19 protein-coding genes, 2 tRNA genes and 1 pseudogene are annotated in these 20,215 nt (G+C 72.5%); 15 read left to right on the top strand and 7 right to left on the bottom strand.

Annotated features, from left to right (window positions below):
* The first annotated feature begins 3 nt into the window (after positions 1-3).
* Together ACFV18_RS07835 and ACFV18_RS07830 are read left to right on the top strand one after the other, a co-directional pair.
* Positions 4-729 (top strand): hypothetical protein, encoded by a 726-nt coding sequence (locus tag ACFV18_RS07835; protein WP_380480370.1) that lies wholly within the window; start codon positions 4-6, stop codon positions 727-729.
* A gap of 118 nt (positions 730-847) precedes the next feature.
* Entirely contained in the window at positions 848-1,708 is an 861-nt protein-coding gene (locus tag ACFV18_RS07830) for a DUF3152 domain-containing protein (RefSeq protein WP_380480368.1), read from the top strand.
* 16 nt (positions 1,709-1,724) lie between these two features.
* Here ACFV18_RS07830 and ACFV18_RS07825 read toward each other — a convergent pair whose 3' ends face one another.
* Complete coding sequence (locus tag ACFV18_RS07825; protein ID WP_380480366.1) at positions 1,725-3,464, bottom strand: hypothetical protein; 1,740 nt, start codon at positions 3,462-3,464, stop codon at positions 1,725-1,727.
* A gap of 127 nt (positions 3,465-3,591) precedes the next feature.
* Between ACFV18_RS07825 and ACFV18_RS07820 the strand changes: the two genes are divergently transcribed.
* The 6 genes and pseudogenes from ACFV18_RS07820 (at position 3,592) to ACFV18_RS07795 (ending at position 8,378) form a co-directional block, all read left to right on the top strand.
* Positions 3,592-4,377, top strand: coding sequence for a hypothetical protein (locus ACFV18_RS07820; RefSeq protein ID WP_380480364.1), 786 nt, complete (start codon positions 3,592-3,594; stop codon positions 4,375-4,377).
* On the top strand, positions 4,374-5,315 hold the full coding sequence (locus ACFV18_RS07815) for a nucleic acid/nucleotide deaminase domain-containing protein (protein WP_380480362.1): 942 nt from the start codon (positions 4,374-4,376) through the stop codon (positions 5,313-5,315). Before ACFV18_RS07820 ends, ACFV18_RS07815 begins: the two co-directional genes overlap by 4 nt.
* A 174-nt stretch (positions 5,316-5,489) precedes the next feature.
* Positions 5,490-5,762: pseudogene (locus tag ACFV18_RS07810) on the top strand (SUKH-4 family immunity protein); the annotation flags it as partial.
* Positions 5,763-6,040: 278 nt separating this feature from the next.
* Positions 6,041-6,742, top strand: a complete 702-nt coding sequence (locus ACFV18_RS07805) for an SUKH-4 family immunity protein (protein ID WP_380480360.1) — start codon at positions 6,041-6,043, stop codon at positions 6,740-6,742.
* Positions 6,743-6,799: 57 nt separating this feature from the next.
* Positions 6,800-7,495, top strand: a complete 696-nt coding sequence (locus tag ACFV18_RS07800; RefSeq protein WP_380480358.1) for an SUKH-4 family immunity protein — start codon at positions 6,800-6,802, stop codon at positions 7,493-7,495.
* 19 nt (positions 7,496-7,514) lie between these two features.
* Positions 7,515-8,378, top strand: a complete 864-nt coding sequence (locus tag ACFV18_RS07795; RefSeq protein ID WP_380480356.1) for a nucleic acid/nucleotide deaminase domain-containing protein — start codon at positions 7,515-7,517, stop codon at positions 8,376-8,378.
* A gap of 3 nt (positions 8,379-8,381) precedes the next feature.
* Here the strand turns inward: ACFV18_RS07795 and ACFV18_RS07790 are convergent, their stop codons facing one another.
* From ACFV18_RS07790 to purS, 4 genes are all read right to left on the bottom strand, one after another.
* Positions 8,382-9,194: a sterol carrier family protein gene (locus tag ACFV18_RS07790; RefSeq protein ID WP_380480354.1), complete on the bottom strand. Its 813-nt coding sequence runs from the start codon at positions 9,192-9,194 to the stop codon at positions 8,382-8,384.
* Positions 9,195-9,270: 76 nt separating this feature from the next.
* Complete coding sequence (gene purL / locus ACFV18_RS07785; protein WP_380480352.1) at positions 9,271-11,526, bottom strand: phosphoribosylformylglycinamidine synthase subunit PurL; 2,256 nt, start codon at positions 11,524-11,526, stop codon at positions 9,271-9,273.
* Positions 11,526-12,203, bottom strand: coding sequence for a phosphoribosylformylglycinamidine synthase subunit PurQ (purQ, locus tag ACFV18_RS07780; protein WP_099901020.1), 678 nt, complete (start codon positions 12,201-12,203; stop codon positions 11,526-11,528). The genes purL and purQ overlap by 1 nt, the downstream gene beginning before the upstream one ends.
* The gene (gene purS, locus ACFV18_RS07775; RefSeq protein ID WP_033250393.1) at positions 12,200-12,454 is read right to left on the bottom strand and encodes a phosphoribosylformylglycinamidine synthase subunit PurS; all 255 of its coding nucleotides are present in this window, start codon (positions 12,452-12,454) and stop codon (positions 12,200-12,202) included. Before purS ends, purQ begins: the two co-directional genes overlap by 4 nt.
* Positions 12,455-12,877: 423 nt before the next feature.
* Here purS and ACFV18_RS07770 point away from each other — a divergent pair, with 423 nt between their 5' ends.
* The 7 genes from ACFV18_RS07770 (at position 12,878) to ACFV18_RS07740 (ending at position 17,442) form a co-directional block, all read left to right on the top strand.
* Positions 12,878-13,195, top strand: a complete 318-nt coding sequence (locus tag ACFV18_RS07770) for an Lsr2 family protein (protein WP_073807183.1) — start codon at positions 12,878-12,880, stop codon at positions 13,193-13,195.
* A gap of 151 nt (positions 13,196-13,346) precedes the next feature.
* Positions 13,347-13,419: transfer RNA gene (locus ACFV18_RS07765), tRNA-Gly, on the top strand.
* 37 nt (positions 13,420-13,456) lie between these two features.
* Positions 13,457-13,532: transfer RNA gene (locus ACFV18_RS07760), tRNA-Gly, on the top strand.
* Between the two features lie 173 nt (positions 13,533-13,705).
* Positions 13,706-14,680 (top strand): ABC transporter ATP-binding protein, encoded by a 975-nt coding sequence (locus ACFV18_RS07755; RefSeq protein WP_380480350.1) that lies wholly within the window; start codon positions 13,706-13,708, stop codon positions 14,678-14,680.
* Positions 14,677-15,534 (top strand): ABC transporter permease, encoded by an 858-nt coding sequence (locus ACFV18_RS07750; protein ID WP_380480348.1) that lies wholly within the window; start codon positions 14,677-14,679, stop codon positions 15,532-15,534. Before ACFV18_RS07755 ends, ACFV18_RS07750 begins: the two co-directional genes overlap by 4 nt.
* A 52-nt stretch (positions 15,535-15,586) precedes the next feature.
* Positions 15,587-16,831: a sensor histidine kinase gene (locus tag ACFV18_RS07745; protein ID WP_380480346.1), complete on the top strand. Its 1,245-nt coding sequence runs from the start codon at positions 15,587-15,589 to the stop codon at positions 16,829-16,831.
* The gene (locus ACFV18_RS07740; RefSeq protein ID WP_380480344.1) at positions 16,828-17,442 is read left to right on the top strand and encodes a response regulator; all 615 of its coding nucleotides are present in this window, start codon (positions 16,828-16,830) and stop codon (positions 17,440-17,442) included. The genes ACFV18_RS07745 and ACFV18_RS07740 overlap by 4 nt, the downstream gene beginning before the upstream one ends.
* Positions 17,443-17,472: 30 nt before the next feature.
* Here the strand turns inward: ACFV18_RS07740 and ACFV18_RS07735 are convergent, their stop codons facing one another.
* On the bottom strand, positions 17,473-18,372 hold the full coding sequence (locus tag ACFV18_RS07735) for a phosphoribosylaminoimidazolesuccinocarboxamide synthase (RefSeq protein ID WP_380480342.1): 900 nt from the start codon (positions 18,370-18,372) through the stop codon (positions 17,473-17,475).
* A gap of 219 nt (positions 18,373-18,591) precedes the next feature.
* On the bottom strand, positions 18,592-20,136 hold the full coding sequence (locus tag ACFV18_RS07730; RefSeq protein WP_380480340.1) for a N,N-dimethylformamidase beta subunit family domain-containing protein: 1,545 nt from the start codon (positions 20,134-20,136) through the stop codon (positions 18,592-18,594).
* Positions 20,137-20,215 lie beyond the last annotated feature (79 nt).

The raw sequence follows: 20,215 nt of genomic DNA, 5'->3' as shown, positions 1-20,215 counted from the left end.
CCGGTGACCGCTGACCGCATATCCGGCCCGGCCGCCCGCCGGCTGCTCGTCCTGCCCGTCGCCGTGACCGTCGCCCTCGGGGCGACCGCCTGCTCGGGCGACAGCTCGGGCGACAGCTCCGGCACCGGCCTCTCGTACGCCAAGGTGCGCTCCACCGCCGAGCAGCTCCGCCAACAGCCTTCCACCGCCTGCCCGTTCGGCCTGGACGGGCTGGCAACCGCGCTCCGGGACGCCGGGATCGACCGGCCCGTCACCCCGGGCGCCAAGGACGCGAAGGCGGTCGAGGGCGAGCTCGGCGACGGCACCCCGCCCTACCCGTGGCCGTCCGGCATCAGCCCGTCGCCGACCACCGCCTCCGCGCCCGGCCTTCCGCCGCACGCCTGGGTGACCTGCACCTGGACGGCCGGCACCGCGACCGTCCGGCTCGACCTGGAGGCCGTGCCGCTGAGCGACGTCGGGGTGAGCGTGATGCTGCCGACCCTCCAGCGGACCGGGCAGCTGACCGCCGACCAACTCGGCGAGGTGGTTACCGGCCGGCCGAAGCCCGGCGGCAAGCCGGTGCTGCTGCCCGGCGCCGGGCTCGGAGCGATCGCCCGGGTCCCGCTCAAGGACGACGGCGACCTGGTGCTGCTGCTCTCCCAGGGCGACGCGGACCCGGCCGATCCGGCCCTGACCGGGGAGCCGCTGGCCAAGGTGCTGGAGCAGCTCCAGGGCCGGATCCACGGCTGAGACCCGGGCCGAGGGAACCAACCGCAGCCATACCGCGTATGTTCACGATGCAGCACAAGCGTGCGAAACGGGCCACCGGAGCGCACACCCGCCATGTCGTCGTCCCGAGGGAAACCAGATGCCCGCAGCCCGCAGGTCACCCGGCAGGTCCGCCCGGCGCCGCGCCCGCTCGCGCCGCCGACGGCTGACCCTGGCGCTGGGCGGCACCGCGGCGCTGGTCGTGCTCGGCGCGGCCGGATTCAGCCAGCTCGGCCCGGCCGACGGGCAGCCGCAGGACGCCGGATCCACCACCCAGGCCCGGCCCGTCCCCCCGGTCAGCGACTCCCCCGAGCCCGTCAAGTCCGCGGAGAGCAGCGCCCCCTCGCAGAGCGGGCCCCCGAAGAACGACCCGTCCAAGAACGACGCGCAGGTCGTCCAGCACGGCAACGGCACCTTCACCACCGCCGCCGCCAGCAGCGGCGCGGTCGGCACCGGCGGCACCGTGCGCCGCTACCAGGTCCAGGTCGAGGACGGCATCAACATCGATCCGAAGGCCGCCGCCGACGCGATCCACAAGGTGCTGGGCGACAAGCGCAGTTGGATCTCCAACAAGCGCGACAGCTTCAAGCTGGTCTCCTCCGGCCCCTACGACTTCACCGTCCTGATCGCCTCGCCCGACACCACCGACAAGATCTGCGGCGCCGGCGGCCTGGACACCAAAGGCGAGGTGAACTGCGACGTCGGCAAGCAGGTGGTGGTCAACTCCAAGCGCTGGCTGACCGGTTCACCCCAGTTCGACGGCAGCCTGGACGACTACCGGGCACTGATCGTCAACCACGAGGTCGGCCACCGGATAGGCCACGGCCACGAGGGCTGCCCCGGCCCGGGCAAGCCCGCCCCCGCGATGATGCAGCAGATCTACGGCCTGAACGGCTGCACCGCCAACGCCTGGCCGTACGACGCCAACGGCAGCTACCTCAAGGGCCCGTCGGTGCCCTGACGCCCGACCGGCCGGCTCACCCCGGCAGCAGGTCGACCGCGAGCAGACCGTCGGTGAGGCCGACCAGCAGGGCGCCGTTCGCGAAGCCGAGCGTTCGCACGTCCGATCCGAGCCGCAACTCGACCGGCCGACCGGGGAGTTCGAGTCGGCGGACCCGGATCAGACCGTCGGACCAGGCGGTCGCGAGCAGCAGACCGGCCGAGCCGTCCGAGGCCAGGGCGAGGGCGGTGACGGGAGCAGGCCGGCGGTCGGCCGGGCCGGGCATCGGATCGTCGTCCGGCCCCCAGAGACGCACCGCCCCGTCGTAGCCGCCGCTGGCGAGCAGGGGGAAGGCGTCCTGGCCCGTGCCGAGGGCGTGCGCGGCCAGGGCGGTGACCGGCCCGGTGTGCAGGGGAACGCTGCGCACCTCGCCGCCCTCGTACCAGTGGACGGCTCCGGCCGCGTCACCCACCGCGGGCGCGGCGGCGGGCAGTTGCGGCTCGGCGGCAAGGGCGGTGAGCGGGCCGGCGGCGGAGCGGAGCCGGGCCAGTGCCTCGTCCAGGTCGAACGGTTCGAGACCGGGGGCGGGACTGGTGGGGGCGAGGAGTTCGGTGCCCGACCAGGTGTCGAGCATGACGAGACTGCCACCCGCCGTGACGGTGATCGCCTGCAGCGGGCGTGGTTCGCCGACGGGAACCACGCCCACCATCGAGCCGTCAAAGGCCGCCAGTCTGCGGATGGTGCCGTTGCGGTCGGCGACCAGCCAGTGTCCGCCCTGAACCGCCGCGGCAACCGCGCCGGGCTCCCAGCGGGCCCAGCGCACGGCCCATGGGCTCGGGGCGTCGGCGAGCCTGGCGGCGGCGGCCGGGTCGGTGCCGAGCAGCCTGGCGCGCAGCAGGTGGGCGCGGCCCGGTGCATCGGGGATGTCGACCAGCGCGGGCCCGACCGCCGACCACGCGGTGGCGAGCGGATCGGTGCGCCCGGCAAGAGCGGTGGTGACACTGGTCGGCCGGGCGAGGGCGTAGAGCAGCGGGTCGGTGGCGAGCGGGCCGAGGTCGCCCGCTCGGGCGGCGGCCAGCCACAGGTCGCTGAGCAGGTCCTCGCCCGCGGCGGCCAGATCGAGTGCCCCGTCGGCGCCGCGCGGTACCCGGGCGATCAGTTCGGGTGCGCTCTGCGGGGTCGGCAGGGCGGAACCGGCGGCCCGGCCGGGGCTGGGGTAGCCGTTCGGGTCATGACCCTCCTTCGCGCACCAGGCCTCGAACCGGCCCCGGTCGGTCCAGGCCGGGTCGTCGAGGTCCAGGACAGCAGGGGCCGTGACGTTCGCGAACGCCACTTCCGGGGCGGCCTCCACGACCAGTCTCAGGTGCGGCAGTTCGAGCATCGGGTCCAGGAGTTCGGCGACCAGCCGGCCGGGGTCGGCGGCCCGGTCGAGCTCGGGCACGCAGATGACGGTGCGCCGATCGTCCCCGGCGAGCGCGGCCAGCAGTTCCGGAACCGTCCGAGCGGTGATTCCGAGCTGGCTGCCGAGCAACCACAGTGCCCCGCGCACGTCGATTCCGGCGGACGGCAGAGCCGCGTGGACGCGCCGCTCGACCGGAGCGCCGGGAGCGGTGCCGTGGGCGAGCAGCCAGCCGAGCAGGTGGCTCTTCCCGGCACCCGGCCCACCGGAGACCAGGCACAGCCGTGGTGCCCGCGGGTCCGCGAGCCAGCCGAGGAGTGCCGCACCGGCCGGCCGCCGTCCGGCATCCAGCGGCGGTGTCCACGGTCCCGTCCCCATACCCTGCCCCCCGCTTTCCGAACTGTCGCCCCGCAGGCGCCCAACGATCGCACACCGGGGCGATGCCGAGAGTTGACCCACCCTCACCGATCAATCGATAGTCATACAAGCATTATTCGGGGGAGGGATGTGCGACATGGGAGTGGTGCTGCCCGGGGAGCTGGTCTGGGTCCTGGACCTGATCGGCATCAACTGGCCGAACGTCGACGAGGACGAATACCGCGAGATGGCGGACGAACTCCGCGACCTCGCCGGCAGCCTGGTCGCCGACCGTGACTACATCTCCGCCGCCGCCCAGGACTTCCTCGGCATCAGCGCAGGCGCCGGAGCCGAGGCGTTCCAGGCGCACTGGGACAAGGTGGCCGGCACCCACATGCCCCAGGTCGCCGAGGCCATCCGGCTGTTCGCCACCGGGCTCGACGGCGCCGCCCTGGTGATCACCGGAGCGAAGCTCGCCGCCGTGGCCCAACTCGTGATCCTGGCCACCGAAGTGATCGCCGCCCAGGCCGCCGCCCCGTTCACCTTCGGCCTCTCCGAGGCCGGCGCGCTCGGCGCCACCCAGGCCACCCGAATGATCGTCAAACGCCTGCTCAAGGAAGCCGAGCAGCAGCTGCTGTCCGAACTGCTCTCGCTCGTCGAGGGCCCGGTCTTCGCCGCACTCGGCAACATGGCCCAGGACCTGGTCGTCCAGCTCACCCGCAACGCCCTCGGCGCGCAGCAGGGCATCGACTGGGGCGAGGCCGCGAACGCCGGCAAGGACGGCTTCAAGGACGGCGTCCAGCAGTCCGTCACCCAGGTCAAGGGCTACGCCGACAACCCGCTCGGCACGGCGAAGCAGTTCGCCGAGAACACCGTCACCGGTGCCGCACAGAACGGCGGCCGGCCGTCCACGACCCAGCGGAGCGGACGATGAGCGACACCGTCAAGCACGACTACGACGCCGCCGAGACCCTGGCCCGCCAGTTCGACAAGCACTTCGACACCATGCGGGAACACCACACCCGCACCACCCGCAACCGCACCCGCGCCGTCAGCGGACGCGGCGGCGACAAAATGGGCCAGATCGTCTCCAACATGGCGGACAAGGCACTCGGCGCGATCGAAACCGCCCTGGACGGCCTCGCCCAACACGCCAAGGACGTCTCCGGCGGCATCCGCAAGATGAGCGAGAACCACCGCCAGCTGGAGAAGAAGCTCGCCGACGACTACAAAAAGATCACCAAGGACCACGACACCACCCCGGTGTACCTGCTGGATCACAAGGGCGACCTGCACCGCCTGCACGCGGACGGCACCAAGACCAAGGTCGACCACACGGACGACAGTGGGATCAACGACTTCATCAAGAACGGCAACTACCCGCGGTTCCGCCCTGACCAGTCGAAGATCCCGCCGGTGGGCTCGCCCGCGGTGCACTCCCGCAAGGTCCGCGACGGTGGCACCGAGCTGGCCAGAGCCACCCAGCGGGCCAGGTACGCGGAGAAGGACTTCGGCACCCCGGTCTCCCCCAAGAACCCCGTCAACCGGGCTCGGAGCAACTACGCAGCACTCCATTACCAGGACGAGCAGCGGAGTTTCATCCTGGTCTCCCGCAGCGACTTCCTGATGAACGCGCACTCCGAACAGCGGATCGCCGCCCCCATCCTGGACAAGCTCAAGGGGCCCAACATCCGTGCCCTGTACACCGAACGGGCCCCCTGCGACCAGCCGAGGTCCAACTGCGGCTCCTGGCTCCACAAGACGTTCCCGCACCTCACGGACGTCAGTCACAGCTTCGACTACTCGAACGACCACACGCCGCACACGGAATACCTCGGCCGCCTCAAACAGCGCCGTAAGCAGATCTTCTAGGCCTGGCACTCCCGGCAACTGCCACCCAGCCCTGACGCGACACCGTCGCTACCCTGCGGCGGAGCTGCCCTCCGTCGTCACCGACCCCGGTGCCCGTGACTTCCGCACGGGGATCGGACTGCCCGACACACCAGGCCTGGTCGTCTTTCCCGAGGAGAAACTACGCGGCTTGCCCGAGACCTGCGCGCCGCACAGCCCCGCCGAGCTCTGGCCGGCCTGCCGGAGGACGGCGCGAACCTGGTGATGGTCGGCCGCTCCGGCTCGGGCGTCCTCGCGCTCGACGGGGCCACCGGCGAGGTGTACGCCCTGGCCGCGAACCGGCCCCTGAGCGTGGACGGCCGCCCCGCCCACCGCAGCCTGCACTCGCTGGCCCGCTGCCAACTCGCCTTCGCCGGACGGGCGATGTGGGCCGTGGTCGGCCTGCTCGACCCGGACGCCATCGAATAATGGTGCTGCGCCCACCTGCCGGAGTTCGCCACGCTGTACGCCTCCGTCGACGAGGAGCAGCAGCAGGAGAGCGAGGAGCAGACCGCGTTCCTGGACTGGCTGGCCGACGAGGAGGACATCCTCGCCGAGCTGCGCGCGGTCGAGCCCGGACTGCTCGACCAGCCGTTCTGGCAGGACGTCATGGAGGTCTTCCAGTACGGCGAATGACCGCGCAGCGCGCTTCCGGCCGGGCACCGGTTCCCCGGACGGACGCTGCACCCGCCGGATAGGCTGCCAGCATGACGTCCGACGATTCCCGGCCGCGGATCGCGCCCGTCAGCCGCGCCGAGTTGGAGCAGATCTACGGGCCGGACCACCTTCTCCGGGTACCCGTCGCAGATCTACCGGACGCGATCACCAACCCTGCCGCCCGTGCCTTCCTCACCGGGATCGGACTGCCCCGTGCCGTCAACGCGATCGTTCCGCCGGTGGATCCTCCGCTCATCAGCCTCTCCGAGGCCTGCGAGCCGGACGAGGCGGCGGCGTTCTGGGCCGGGCTGCCGGACGACGGTGCCGGCATGGTGGTGGTCGGTGCCTGGGGCCCCTCGGTCTTCGCGCTCGACGGCGCCAACGGCGAGGTGTACGCCCTGCTCACCGGTCAGAGCCCCACGGTCAACGGCCGCCCGGCCTACCGGAACCTGCACTCCTTCGTCCGGGCCCAGCTCGCTTTCGGGGCGAAGGAGCTGTACCTGCTGGCCGATCTGATGGACCCGGACAGCCTCAACTGGTGCCGGGAGCACGTGCCGGGGTTCGTCGAACTCGTCCCCGTTCCTGAGTACGACGAGGACGGCTTCGAGATCGACCCCGAGGACGAGTCCGAGGCGCCCGACCCCGACGAGATCCTCGCCGGGCTGATCGCCAAGCTCGACCGGATCGAACCCGACCTCTCCCACCACGCCGCCTGGCAGTTCATCCTCCAGCACTACCGCCACGGCTACTGACCCCGGACGCCGACTTCCCCGAACTCCCGTTTCCCTTCTCCCGACTAAGCTGTCGGCATGGCCCCCACAGCACTCCAGCCACCGATCCGCCCGGTGAGCCGCGCCGAGTTGGAGCAGGTCTACGGCGCTGACGGCCTGCTCCGCGTCCCCGACGCGGAGTTGCCCGCCGTCGTCACCGACCCGGGTGCCCGGGCCTTCCTCGGCGAGGTCGGTCTGATCGACGCACCTGGTTCGATGGTCCGGCTCTTCGGGCCGCCGCTGCGCGCCCTGGCCGTGGACTGCGCGCCGGAGGGCCCCGCCCACTACTGGCCCGGGCTGCCGGGCGACGGTGCCGGCATGGTGGTGGTCGGCAACTACGGCTCGGGCATCTTCGCGCTCGACGGCGCCACTGGCGAGGTGTACGCCTTGGGCGCGAACCGGCCGCCGACCGTTGACGGCCGGCCCGCCCACCGCAGCCTGCATTCCCTGGCGCGCTGCCAACTTGCTTTCGGCGGACTGGAACTGTCCGTCATGGTCGACCAGATGGACCCGGACACCATCGACTGGTGCCGCACCCACCTGCCGGAGTTCGCCGAACTGTACCCCCCGTTCCTCGATGACGACGAGGACGTGGACCCCGAGTTCTTCGCCGGGCAACCGGCCCTGGAGGACATCGTCGCCGGACTGACCGCGAAACTGCTCGCGGTTGAGCCCGGGCTGCTCGACCAGCCGGTCTGGCAGGACATCATGCACGACTTCCAGCACGGCTACTGACCCGACCCACGGAGTCCCCATGACCACCGAACTCACCCAGCGTCTGCTCGACCGTTTCGGGCCGGCCGGCCTGTACCGTCCCGGCCCCGCTGCCCTCGCGGGCACCGCGGCCTCCGCCGGGACGGTGGCGCTGCTCACCGGGGCGGGGCTGCCGCTGCAGGTCGGGCCGTACTTCGCGGCGGAGCCCGGGCAGCCGCTCCGGCTCGGTGACTGGGCGCGCGGCGTCGGGCTGTCCGCGGACGGGCGGCCGGAGGCGGACTGGGTGCGGCTGGGCAACGACCGGGGCGCGGAGCTGTGCGTGGACGGCGGCGGCCGGGTCTGGGCGGTGTACCTCGCCTTCCAGGGGCCGTCCGTCCCGGTCAACAGCTCGCTCGGCGCGTTCCTGGACAGCCTGTGCGACCTGGACGAGAACCTGCGGGCGCTGGCCGCCGCCGAGCGCCCGGAGGAGGTGTTCCAGCTGTTCTCGGCGGCGGAGGGCCGGCTCCGCGGCACCGACCTGCGGGCGTTCGAGAGCGACGAGCAGTGGTGGCCCCGGGTGCTGGAGGACATCCGGCACACCCGGGGCGTGCCCGGCTACGCGGCGTTCAAGGTGCGCGGCAAGGACGGTGAGCCGCAGATCATCACCGCCGACGGCTCGCTCGCCCTGCATGCCGAAGAGGCGCTCTGGCACCGGCTGTCCGCGGGCGGCCTCGACCCCGACGACGTGGTCGAGGTCTACACCGAGCTGCAGGCCTGCACCATGCCCGGCCACTACTGCGCGATGTGGATGGCCCGGGCGTTCCCGAACGCCGAGTTCACCCACAGCTACGACTACGGCGACACGGCGGCCGAACGCGACGCGGGCATCCGGGAGTTGGCCGCCGCACTGACCGAACAGCAGTAGCCGTCAGCCGAGGACGGGCAGGTAGCCGGACAGGTCGCTGCGTTCGCCGCTCGCGGTGAGCGTGGCGTCCAGGGCGTCGGACCAGGCGAGGCGGCCGGTGGCCAGGCGGATCCAGCTGAGCGGGTCGGTCTCGACCACGTTCGGCGGGGTGCCCCGGGTGTGCCGGGGGCCCGCCACGGCCTGCACCACGGCGGCCGGCGGGATCCTCAACTCGACCGCGCCGCCCGGCACCTGGGCCGCGAAGGCGTCGGCGAGCAGCCGGGTGGCGGAGGCCAGGGCGAAGCGGTCGTGCGGGAAGGCGTCGATCCCCAGCGCGTCGGCCAGGTCGTCGGCGTGCACCACGGTCTCCACCAGTCGGGTGACCAGGAAGTCGGCCAGCAGCATCGGCCCGAACCGCATCAGGATCACCCGGCCCGGCCGCTGCCCGTCCTCGCTGTCCAGGGCGCGCCACAACTCGCCGATCTGCCGGTCGAGTTCGCCGGACACCTGGGCGGCGTCCCCGGCGAACTGCTCGGCCACCAGCTCCACCGCCGTGGAGTTGATCGCGGCGGCCGCGGTGCGGGTGCGCGACGCCCAGTACAGCGGGGTGATCGGGGCCTGCGGCGGCAGCGGGTCGTGCAGGTGCAGCGGCACCCAACTGGCCACCATGCCGAGGTGGGCGACGAGTTCACGCACCCGCCAGTCGCCCAGCCGGGTCGGCAGGGCGAGCTGCTCGTCGTCCAGGGAACGGACGGTGGCGGCGATCGCGTCGAGCTGCCCGGTGAGTGCGGCACGCACCTTCACCGGGTCGTAGGTCCGGGGCTTCGCGGTGGGCATGCCCGCAGCGTACAAAACGCCGCAGGGCGGCCGGTCCGGAAACCACCGGAACCGACCGCCCTGGGTGGACGAACCGTCAGGCGAGCAGCGCCTCGATGACGCCGGTGTGGGCGTCACGCAGCTCGGCCAGGGTGACGGTGAACTGACCCTGGACCTCCAGGGCGTCGCCGTCCACCACGCCGATCCGGGCGGCGGGCAGGCCGCGGGCGCCGCACATGTCGTTGAACCGGAGTTCCTCGCTGCGCGGGACGGCCACCACGGCGCGCCCTGCGGACTCGGAGAACAGGAACACGAACGGGTCGATGCCCTCGGGCACGACCACCCGGGCGCCGTTGCCGCCCTTGAGGCAGCTCTCCACCAGGGCCTGCGCGAGGCCGCCGTCGGAGAGGTCGTGGGCGGCGTCGATCATGCCGTCGCGGGAGGCGGCGATCAGGATCTCGCCCAGCAGCTTCTCGCGCTGCAGGTCCACCTTGGGCGGCAGGCCGCCGAGGTGGTTGTGCACGACCTGCGACCAGGCGGAGCCGCCCAGCTCGTCGGCGGTGTCGCCGAGCAGGTAGAGCAGCTGGCCCTCTTCGGCGAAGCCGACCGGGGTGCGCCGGGTGACGTCGTCGATGACGCCGAGCACCGCGACCACGGGGGTCGGGTGGATGGCGACGTCGCCGGTCTGGTTGTACAGCGAGACGTTGCCGCCGGTGACCGGGGTGCCGAGCACCTGGCAGGCGTCGGCCAGGCCGCGGGTGGCCTCGGCGAACTGCCACATCACGTCCGGGTCCTCGGGGGAGCCGAAGTTGAGGCAGTCGGAGACCGCGAGCGGCTTGGCGCCGCCGGCCGCGACGTTGCGGTACGCCTCGGCCAGCGCCAGCTGGGCGCCGGTGTACGGGTCCAGCTTGGCGTAGCGGCCGTTGCCGTCGGTGGCGACCGAGACGCCGAGGTTGGTCTCCTCGTCGATCCGGATCATGCCGGAGTCCTCGGGGGTGGCGAGCACCGTGTTGCCCAGCACGTAGCGGTCGTACTGGTCGGTGATCCACGCCTTGGAGGCCTGGTTCGGCGAACCCGCGACCTTCAGCAGCGCGTCCTTCAGCTCGGCGCCACCCACCGGGCGGGCGAGCCGCTCGGCGGTCGGGGCGTCGGCCTGCAGGGCGTCCTGCCAGGACGGGCGGGCGTACGGGCGCTGGTAGGTCGGGCCCTCGTGGGCCACGGTGCGCGGCGGCACGTCGACGACCTGCTCGCCGTGCCAGAAGATCTCCAGGCGCTCGCCGTCGGTCACCTCACCGATGACGGTGGCGATGACGTCCCACTTCTCGCAGATCTCCAGGAAGCGCTCGACCTTGCCGGGCTCGACGATGGCGCACATGCGCTCCTGCGACTCGCTCATGAGGATTTCCTCGGGCGAGAGCGTGTGGTCGCGCAGCGGCACGGTGTCCAGCTCGATCCGCATGCCGCCGGTGCCGGCCGAGGCCAGCTCCGAGGTGGCGCAGGACAGGCCGGCGCCGCCGAGGTCCTGGATGCCCGCGACGAGGTCTTCCTTGAAGATCTCCAGGGTGCACTCGATGAGCAGCTTCTCCTGGAACGGGTCGCCGACCTGGACGGCGGGGCGCTTGGCCGGGCCGGTCGCGTCGAAGGTCTCCGAGGCGAGCACCGAGACGCCGCCGATGCCGTCGCCGCCGGTGCGGGCTCCGTACAGGATGACCTTGTTGCCGGGGCCGGAGGCCTTCGCGAGGTGGATGTCCTCGTGCTTCATCACGCCGACGCACAGCGCGTTGACCAGCGGGTTGCCCTGGTAGCAGGAGTCGAAGACGACCTCGCCGCCGATGTTCGGCAGGCCCAGGCAGTTGCCGTAGCCGCCGATGCCCGCGACGATCCCGGGCAGCACGCGCCGGGTGTCCGGGTGGTCGGCCGCACCGAAGCGCAGCGGGTCCATCACGGCGACCGGGCGGGCGCCCATCGCCAGGATGTCGCGCACGATGCCGCCGATGCCGGTGGCCGCGCCCTGGTAGGGCTCGATGTACGACGGGTGGTTGTGCGACTCGACCTTGAAGGTGACCGCGTAGCCCTGGCCGACGTCGACCACACCGGCGTTCTCACCGATGCCGACGAGCATCGCGTCGTTCTCCGGGGCCTTCTCGCCGAACTGCTTGAGGTGGACCTTGGAGCTCTTGTACGAGCAGTGCTCCGACCACATCACCGAGTACATGGCGAGCTCGGCGCCGGTCGGGCGGCGGCCCAGGATCTCGCGGATCCGGGCGTACTCGTCCTCCTTGAGGCCGAGTTCGGCCCAGGGCTGGGCCGCGTCCGGGGTCTGCTCGGCGTTCTTGACGGTGTCGAGGCTCATCAGGCGTTCACCAGCTGCTTCAGGACGGAAGTGAAGAAGCCCAGGCCCTCGGTGGTCGGACCGGTGAGCGGCTCCACGGCGTGCTCCGGGTGCGGCATCAGGCCGACGACATTGCCGGCGGCGTTGGTGATGCCGGCGATGTCGCGGTACGAACCGTTCGGGTTGACGTCGAGATACCGGGCCACGATGCGGCCCTCCGCCTCGAGTTCGTCGAGGACGCGCTCGTCGGCGACGAACCGGCCTTCGCCGTTCTTGAGCGGAACGACGATTTCCTGGCCGGCCGAGTAATCCCGGGTCCAGGCGGTGTCGGCGTTCTCGATGCGGAGCTTCTGGTCGCGGCAGATGAAGTGCAGCGAGTCGTTCCGGGTGAGCGCGCCGGGCAGCAGGTGCGATTCGCACAGCACCTGGAAGCCGTTGCAGATACCGAGGACCGGCATTCCGAGCTTCGCCTGCTCGATGATGGTGTCCATCACCGGGGAGAAGCGGGAGATGGCACCGCAGCGCAGATAGTCGCCGTAAGAGAATCCGCCGGGCAGGACGACGGCGTCGACCTGGTGGAGATCCTTGTCACGGTGCCAGAGGGCGACCGGCTCCGCGCCGGCCAGGCGGACCGCACGCTGGGCGTCGCGGTCGTCGAGGGATCCGGGGAAAGTGACGACGCCGACTCGGGTGGTCACTTGCCCTCCTCCTCGACGCGGACGGTGAAGTCCTCGATCACGGTGTTGGCGAGGAAGGTCTCGGCGGCTTCACGGATGCGGGCGAGCGCGGCATCGTCGACCGGCCCTTCCAGCTCCAGTTCGAAACGCTTGCCCTGGCGGACGTCGGCGATCCCGGCGAATCCGAGACGCGGCAGTGCACGCTGCACCGCCTGTCCCTGCGGGTCGAGGATCTCCGGCTTGAGCATGACGTCGACTACGACGCGTGCCACTGGCACTCCCGGTGGTGATTGCGTGAAGGCGGGGGACCTTCAGCCTACCTGTGCCGGAGGGCCGTCTTGCGGTCCACCTGCGGCAACGCGCGTAGACACACGCCCCTTACGCGGCAAGGCCTCGGGGCCTCCGCCCCCGGGAGCGGCGGCCCCCACCCGCATCCGATTTCGTCGGTTTAATCCCGTCTGTAACGAGGCTGTATCGGCATCCGAGGGAACCCCGTGAATATCCGGAAAAAAGGAATCCCGAACTCTTCGATTTCCACCGGTTCCGGGTGCAGAATAGGGCGACCGGCAGCCGAACGCGCCGCATCTCGGCGTGGGCTCTCCCTGCCCGCCGACGGATGCCGTGATCCCGGCCCAACGGACCGGCGGGGCATCCGAGACCTCCGTCGGCCGAATTGCCCGAGAGGATTGACACCCATGGCTCAGCGTGTAGTCGTCACGCTCTCCGACGACCTGGACGGCGGCGCCGCCGCGGAAACCGTCCACTTCGGCGTGGACGGGAAGTCGTACGAGATCGATCTGTCCGCCGACAACGCGGAAAAGCTTCGGGAGGCTCTCGCCCCGTTCGTCGCCGCCGGGCGCCGGCAGAGCCGCAGCGGAAAGTCCTTCCGCCGCACCGCGCTCACCCCCGACCCGGCCGCGGTCCGCGCCTGGGCGCAGTCGAACGGCATGGAGCTGCCCGCCCGCGGCCGCATCCCGAAGCACGTGTACGAGGCGTTCTCCGAGAACAACTGACCTTCCCCGGCGGCCCGTTGTGGGCCGCCGACCCTTCCCCGGCCACGCCGCCGGGGAAGGGTGGGGCGAGCAGGCCGATTGATGTTGTAGAGTTCTTCTTGTCGCCGCAACCGGGGAAACCCGAACGAGGCGGCCGGTGCCCAGGCACCGTGCGGACGTGGCTCAGTTGGTAGAGCATCACCTTGCCAAGGTGAGGGTCGCGAGTTCGAATCTCGTCGTCCGCTCGCAGCTAGCGTTACAGCTGTCACAAGTCAATATCCTGCGGACGTGGCTCAGTTGGTAGAGCATCACCTTGCCAAGGTGAGGGTCGCGAGTTCGAATCTCGTCGTCCGCTCCAGTTTCGAAGGCCCCCTCGATCGAGGGGGCCTTCGGCGTTTCCGGCTCCGCGCGGCACCCGGTGAACGGCCGGTGAGCGGCCTGACATTTGTCATCGCCGACCCGTGGAACTCCACCGGCACCCGGTGACGGCCCGCACTACTGGACGGCCCGGGCCGGCGGAAGGCTGGAGCCATGACCGACACCAGCCGTCACCGCCCCGCCGTCGAGGCCCGCGGACTGCACCGCCGCTACGGACCGTCCGGCGCCGCCGGGTTCGAGGCCGTCCGCGGCCTGGACCTCCGCGTCGCCCGCGGCGAACTGTTCGCGCTGCTCGGGACCAACGGCGCCGGCAAGACCTCCACCATGGAGGTGCTGGAGGGCCTGGCCGCGCCGAGCGCCGGCGAGGTCCGGGTGCTCGGCCTGGACCCGGCCCGGGAGCGGGCCGCGCTCCGGCCCCGGATCGGCATCATGCTGCAGGAGGGCGGTTTCCCCGGCGAACTGACCGTCGCCGAGACCGGCCGCTGCTGGGCCGGAATGACCAGCGACGCCCGCACCGTGGACGAGGCGCTCGACCTGGTGGGCCTGCTGCGCCGGCGCTCGGTGCGGGTCAAGCAGCTGTCCGGCGGTGAACGCCGCCGCCTCGACCTGGCGATGGCCCTGCTCGGCCACCCCCAGGTGCTGTTCCTGGACGAGCCCTCCACCGGCCTGGACCCGGAAGCCCGGGCCTCGGTGTGGCGGCTGATCCGGGAACTGCGGGAGGCCGGCACCACCGTGCTGCTCACCACGCACTACCTGGAAGAGGCCGAGGAACTCGCCGACCGGCTGGCCATCATGCACGGCGGCCGGGTGGTGGCCGGCGGCACCGTCGCCGAAGTTCTGGCCGACCACCCCGCCCGGATCAGCTTCGAACTGCCCGAGCGCACCGGCCCGCACGCCGCACTCGACCTGCCGGCCCTGCCTGGCGCCGACCCGCGGATCGACGGCCGCCGGATCACCCTGCGCACCACCGACCTGCAGGGCACCCTGACCGAGTTGCTCGGCTGGGCCGCCCACCACCGGGTCGAACTCGGCCGGCTGGACGCCCGCAGCGCCTCGCTGGAAGAGGCCTTCCTCGCCATCGCCGCGTCCGACGCGGCCACCTCGCCGCAGATCGGACGTGCCGCATGACCGCCGCGAGCTCCCCCGCCGCAAGCTCCCCGGCCGCGACCACTCCGGTCGCGACCACCGCCGCCGGACGCCTGCTCGCCCTCGGCCGCGCCGAGGCCACCCTGCTGCGCCGCAACCGCACCGCGATGTTCATGGCCCTGGCGCTGCCGCTGGTGCTGGTCAGCACGCTCCGCTCGATGCTCGACCGCCTCTCCGAGCACTCCCCCGGCCTGGACGTGAACGGCAACCTGGTGGCCGGCTCGATGGGCATCGTGCTGCTGATCGTCATTTACTGCAATCTGACCTCCGCCTACACCGCCCGGCGCAGCGAACTGGTGCTGAAGCGGCTGCGCACCGGCGAGGGCACCGACGCCGAGATCCTGCTCGGCACCGCCGCCCCGTCGGTCGCGCTGGCGCTCACCCAGTGCCTGCTGCTGGGTGTCGGCGGCGCGCTGCTGCTCGACCTGCCCACCCCGGTGAACCCGCTGCTGATGCTGGCCGGGCTGGCCCTGTCCGCGGCCCTGCTGACCGCGCTGGCCGCGCTGTCCAGCGCCTTCACCAAGACGGTGGAGAGCGCCGGCATCACCACTCTGCCGCTGCTGCTGGTGGCGCAGCTCGGCTCCGGCCTGATGGTCCCGCTGGAGTCGATGCCGGACTCGGTGGCGAACATCTGCCGCCTGCTGCCGACCACCCCGGCGATGCAGCTGCTGCGGATCGGCTGGTTCGGCACCGACGGCTCGGGCCCGGCCGAGGGCTTCGCCGGTACGCCATCGACATGGTCGCAGGGCGCGCTGCCGCTGCTGCTGGCCGTGCTGTGGACGGCCGCGGTGGCCTGGGCGGCCCGGCGCTGGTTCCGCTGGGAACCGCGCCGATAGATTCTCCGGAGTCGTTGATCAAGCCGGGAAGCGAGGGAACCACGCCGTGCGGGTGAGCAGGCCACGACCGATCCGCCGCTGGCAGTCGCTGTCCAAGCCGCAACGCATCGAGCTGTACGTGCGGTGGTCGCTGTACCTGGTGGCGGTGGCCCAACCGCTGCTGGCGATCGGCTCGGTGGCCGCCGCGGGCCGGCCGGACGAGCTGCCCGCCGGTTTCCGGTGGCTGGTGCTCGGCGTGCTGGTGGCGGGCGCGCTGAACATCGTCATGTTCCGCACCGGCCTGGCCGCCTACCTCGGCCGCCGCCCGCACCCGTACGGCTGGGCGGCGCTGTCGGCGGCGGTGTCGGCCGGCCTGGCACTGACGGTGCTGCTGACGGGGCCCCCGCTCTCACCGGACGCGCCGGACGCGGCCGCCGCCGGCGTCACCGCCACGATGGGGGCGACCTGCTGGATCACCGCCGCGTCGATCGCGCTGCCGACCCGCCGGGCCCTGCTGGGCGGGCTCGCCCTGCTGGCCGTGCTGACGGTGCCGTCGGCGCTCTCCGGCGCCCACCCGGGATCGGTGATCGCCATCGTCCTGGGAACCCTGATCGGCGCGACGGGGGCCGCGGCGGCCGCCCGCTGCTCGGCCTGGATGGCGAAGGTGGTCTGGGAGCTGGACGGGGCCCGGGAGGCCCAGGCCCGGCTGGCGGTCGCCGAGGAGCGGCTGCGGTTCTCCCGCGACCTGCACGACGTGCTGGGCCGCAACCTCGCCACCATCGCACTGAAGAGCGAGCTGGCGGTGCAACTGGCGCGCCGCGGGCGCCCGGAGGCGGTGGACCAGATGACCGAGGTGCAGCGGATCGCGCAGGACTCGCAGCGCGAGGTCCGCGAGGTGGTGCGCGGCTACCGCACCGTCGAACTGCACACCGAACTGATCGGCGCGGCCTCCGTGCTGCGCGCCGCGAACGTCGACTGCCGAACCGAACTGGCGGGCACGGACGCGCTGCCGACCGAGGCGCAGTCGGTGCTCGGCTGGGTGGTGCGGGAGGCGGCGACCAACGTGCTGCGCCACTCCGAGGCCGCCCGCTGCACGTTCCGGCTGCGGGTCTCGGGCGGCCTCGCGGTGCTGGAGGTGGAGAACGACGGGGTGCCCGCCGTCCCGCCGGCCCGCACCGAGGGCGCCGGCAGCGGCCTGCGCGGCCTGCACGAGCGCCTGGCCGCCCAGGGCGGCACCCTGACGGCGGCCCGCCCCGGCCCCGGGCGGTTCCGGGTGACCGCCGAACTACCGATGAAGGCAAGGGAGTCCGTGGCGTGAGCGACCGAGTGCGAGTACTGCTCGCCGACGACGAGCATCTGATCCGGGGGGCGCTGGCCGCGCTGCTCGCGCTGGAGGACGACCTGACGGTGGTCGCCGAGGCGGCGTCCGGCCCGGAGGCGCTGGCGATGGCCACCGCGCACCGCCCGGACGTGGCGGTGCTGGACCTGCAGATGCCGGGCCTGGACGGCCTGGAGGTGGCCTCGGAGCTGCGGCACCGGCTGCCGGACTGCCGGGTGATGATCGTGACCGGGCACGGCCGCCCGGGCTACCTGAAGCGGGCCCTGGAGGTCGGGGTGCGCGGCTTCCTGCCGAAGACCGTCTCCGCCTCCGACCTGGCGGGCATCATCCGCACCGTCCGGGCGGGCGGCCGCTACGTGGACCCGGAGCTGGCCGCGGAGGCGATCAGCGCGGGCGACTCCCCGCTGACGCCGCGCGAGACGGACGTGCTGGAGCTGGCCGCGGACGGCTCCTCGATAGCGGAAATCGCGGACCGGGCGTCGCTGTCCCAGGGCACGGTGCGCAACTACCTGTCATCGGCGGCGGGCAAGCTGGGCGCGGAGAACCGGCACGCGGCGGTGCGGATCGCCCGCGAGCACGGCTGGCTGTGACGGCGCGTCACAGCCAGCCGCGCGGGGGCCTCACTTCCAGTCGAGGCCGGTGAGCTTCTCGTACGCGTCGATGTAGCGCTGCCGGGTGTGCTCGACGATCTCGGCGGGCAGGGCCGGCGGCGGGTTGTCGCTCTTGCGGTCCCAGCCGGAGGCGGGCGAGGTCAGCCAGTCGCGGATGATCTGCTTGTCGAAGGACGGCTGGTCGCGGCCGGGCTGCCATTCGTCGGCCGGCCAGTAGCGGGACGAGTCCGGGGTCAACACCTCGTCGCCGATGACCAGTTGGCCGTCCAGCAGGCCGAACTCGAACTTGGTGTCGGCGAGGATCAGGCCCCGCTCGCGGGCGATCTCGCGGGCCCGGGAGTACACGGCGAGGGTGATCTGCCGCAGGGTGGCGGCGAGGTCGGCGCCGACCCGGTGGGCGGTCTCCTCGTAGGAGACGTTCTCGTCGTGCTCGCCGACCTCGGCCTTCAGCGCCGGGGTGTAGATCGGGGCGGGCAGCTCGGAGCCGTTGTCCAGGCCCTCGGGCAGCGCGATGCCGCACACCGTGCGGGAGACCCGGTACTCCTCCAGGCCGGAACCCGCCAGGTAGCCGCGGGCCACGCACTCCACCGGCGCCATCTCCAGGCTGCGGCAGATCAGCGTGCGACCGGCCCAGTCGGCGGGGGCGCCCTCGGGCAGCTCGGTGGAGATCACGTGGTTGGGCACCAGGTCGGCGATCCGCTCGAACCACCACAGCGACAGCTGGGTGAGGATGCGGCCCTTGTCGGGGATCTCGTTGGGCAGCACCCAGTCGTACGCGGAGGTGCGGTCGCTGGCCACCATCACCAGGTTGCCGTTGCCGTCCCGGTACAGGTCGCGCACCTTGCCGGTGTGCAGGTGGACCAGGCCGGGCACCTGGACCGGCTCGGGCTTGGTGACGAATCCGCTCACGGTCAGTCAGTCCTCACAGCTGGGGGGCTCTGCTGCGGGGAGTCTTTCACGGCGCCCGGGACCGGGGCGGATGCGCCCCCGCCCCGCGCGAGGAGACAGCACAGCACGGCGCCGGGGACCGGGGCAGGTGCGCCCCCGCCCCGCGCGGGGACATGGCGCAGCACGGCGCCGGGGACCGGGGCGGGTGCGGCCCTGCCCCGCACCGGGAGACGGCGCAGCTCAGGGGCGGGTACGCCCTTCCTTGCACAGGTGGTCGAGCAGGTTGGCGGTGGCCCGCTGGATCCGCTCGTCGGTGTGCCCGGGCCGGTCCAGCGCGGGCGACCAGGCGAACGTCCCGGACGCGAACACGTACGCCCCGCTGGGCGCCCGGTACAGCGAGGTCTCCTGGTGGGTGAGCCGCCCGGCGGCATCCCGGTACGGGGAGTGGGCGAGCAGGGTGCGCTCGGTGCAGGCGGGCAGCGCGACCTTCGGGTAGTAGCGGTCGGCCTCCCCCGCGACCATGCCGGGCAGTTCCTCGCCCTCCGCGAGGCCGGTGCCCTGCCACAGCCAGTGCGCGGTGTTCCGGGCCACCAGCGGCACCGGCGCGGGCACGCTGCCCGCGTACTGGATGCCCAGCAGGTGCTGCTCGGGCTCCCCGGCGTCCCGCCACAGCGCGCTCGCCGAACCCGCCGGGCCGGCCGCGGGGTGGTCGGCGGCGACCTTCTGCCGTTTGCGGCAGTTCAGCAGCCGGGACGGCTCGCCGTTCGCGCCGGCCGTCAGCTCCACCCGCCAGTACAGCGAGTTGGCGGACAGGAACACCAGCGAGGTGCCGCCGTCCCGGGCCCGCTCGGCGGCCCGGCGCATCGGCTCCGACCAGTACTCGTCGTGCCCGGGGAACACCAGCGCCTTGTACCGGTCGGCGTCGACCAGTCCGGCGTGCAGGTCGGTGGCGGTGGCGTAGCCCAGGTCGTAGCCGTACCGCTCGGCCCACCGGATGAAGTCGTACGCGTGCCCGACGTGCAGCGGCAGCCCGGCCCCGGCGTGCGGGCGGTCGAAGGAGACGGTGACGGCCGCCTCCTCCTCGTGCACCAGCCGCCCCGCCGCGTCCCACGCGTGGTAGAGGCTGGCCCCGAGGTGCCCGTCCTCCGGAAACAGGTTGTACGCCTGCCAGGTCACGTCCGGCAGCACCAGCAGCAGGTCCGCCGCGTTGAAGTCCCGGACGGTGAACGGGATGTGGCTGCGGTGCCCGCCGTCGGCGGTGGTCAGCACCGCCACGTACGCGCCGGGCCGCCAGTCGGTGGGGACCTGCAGCCGCCAGGACTGCCACCAGTGGTGGCAGGAGACCGTGCGGTCGGCGACCATCGGGGCGGCCTGGGCCAGACCGGCGATCAGCGGGCTGGAGGCGACCTGGCGGGCGCCGTCGCCGCCGTCGTGGCCGATCCGGTAGACGTCCACCTGGAACTCCTGCGGCGGGTGGACCGTCACCCGGAAATCCACCGAACCGCCCGGCCGGGCCACGCCCGAGGAGGCGAATCCCTTGATCTGCTGCCGCACGTCGTCGGAGTTGCGCGGGCCGCTCACCGCGGGCCGCGGCGGCCGGGCCGCGCCCTCCAGCGGCCGCTGCCCCGGGGCGTCCACGCTCACGTACCAGGGCACGGCGCCCTCGCCGTCCGCGAGGTAGTGGTCGGGGCTGCGCAGCCACGGCAGCGGGCCCTGGCCGAACGGATCGGACACCCCGTGCGCCAGCGTGCCGGACTCCCACCGGCGGTTGGATTCCGTTCCCACACGCCCTCCCCACACCCTTGCGCATCCGCCGAGGGTGGCAATTGCCATGCGGATGTGCGTGCGGACCAGCACACCACAG

The organism is Kitasatospora sp. NPDC059673, assembly GCF_042734215.1.
GTDB lineage: Bacteria > Actinomycetota > Actinomycetes > Streptomycetales > Streptomycetaceae > Kitasatospora.
The sequence above is the reverse complement of the archived record's forward strand: the minus strand, read 5'-3'. Positions and strand labels throughout refer to the sequence as shown.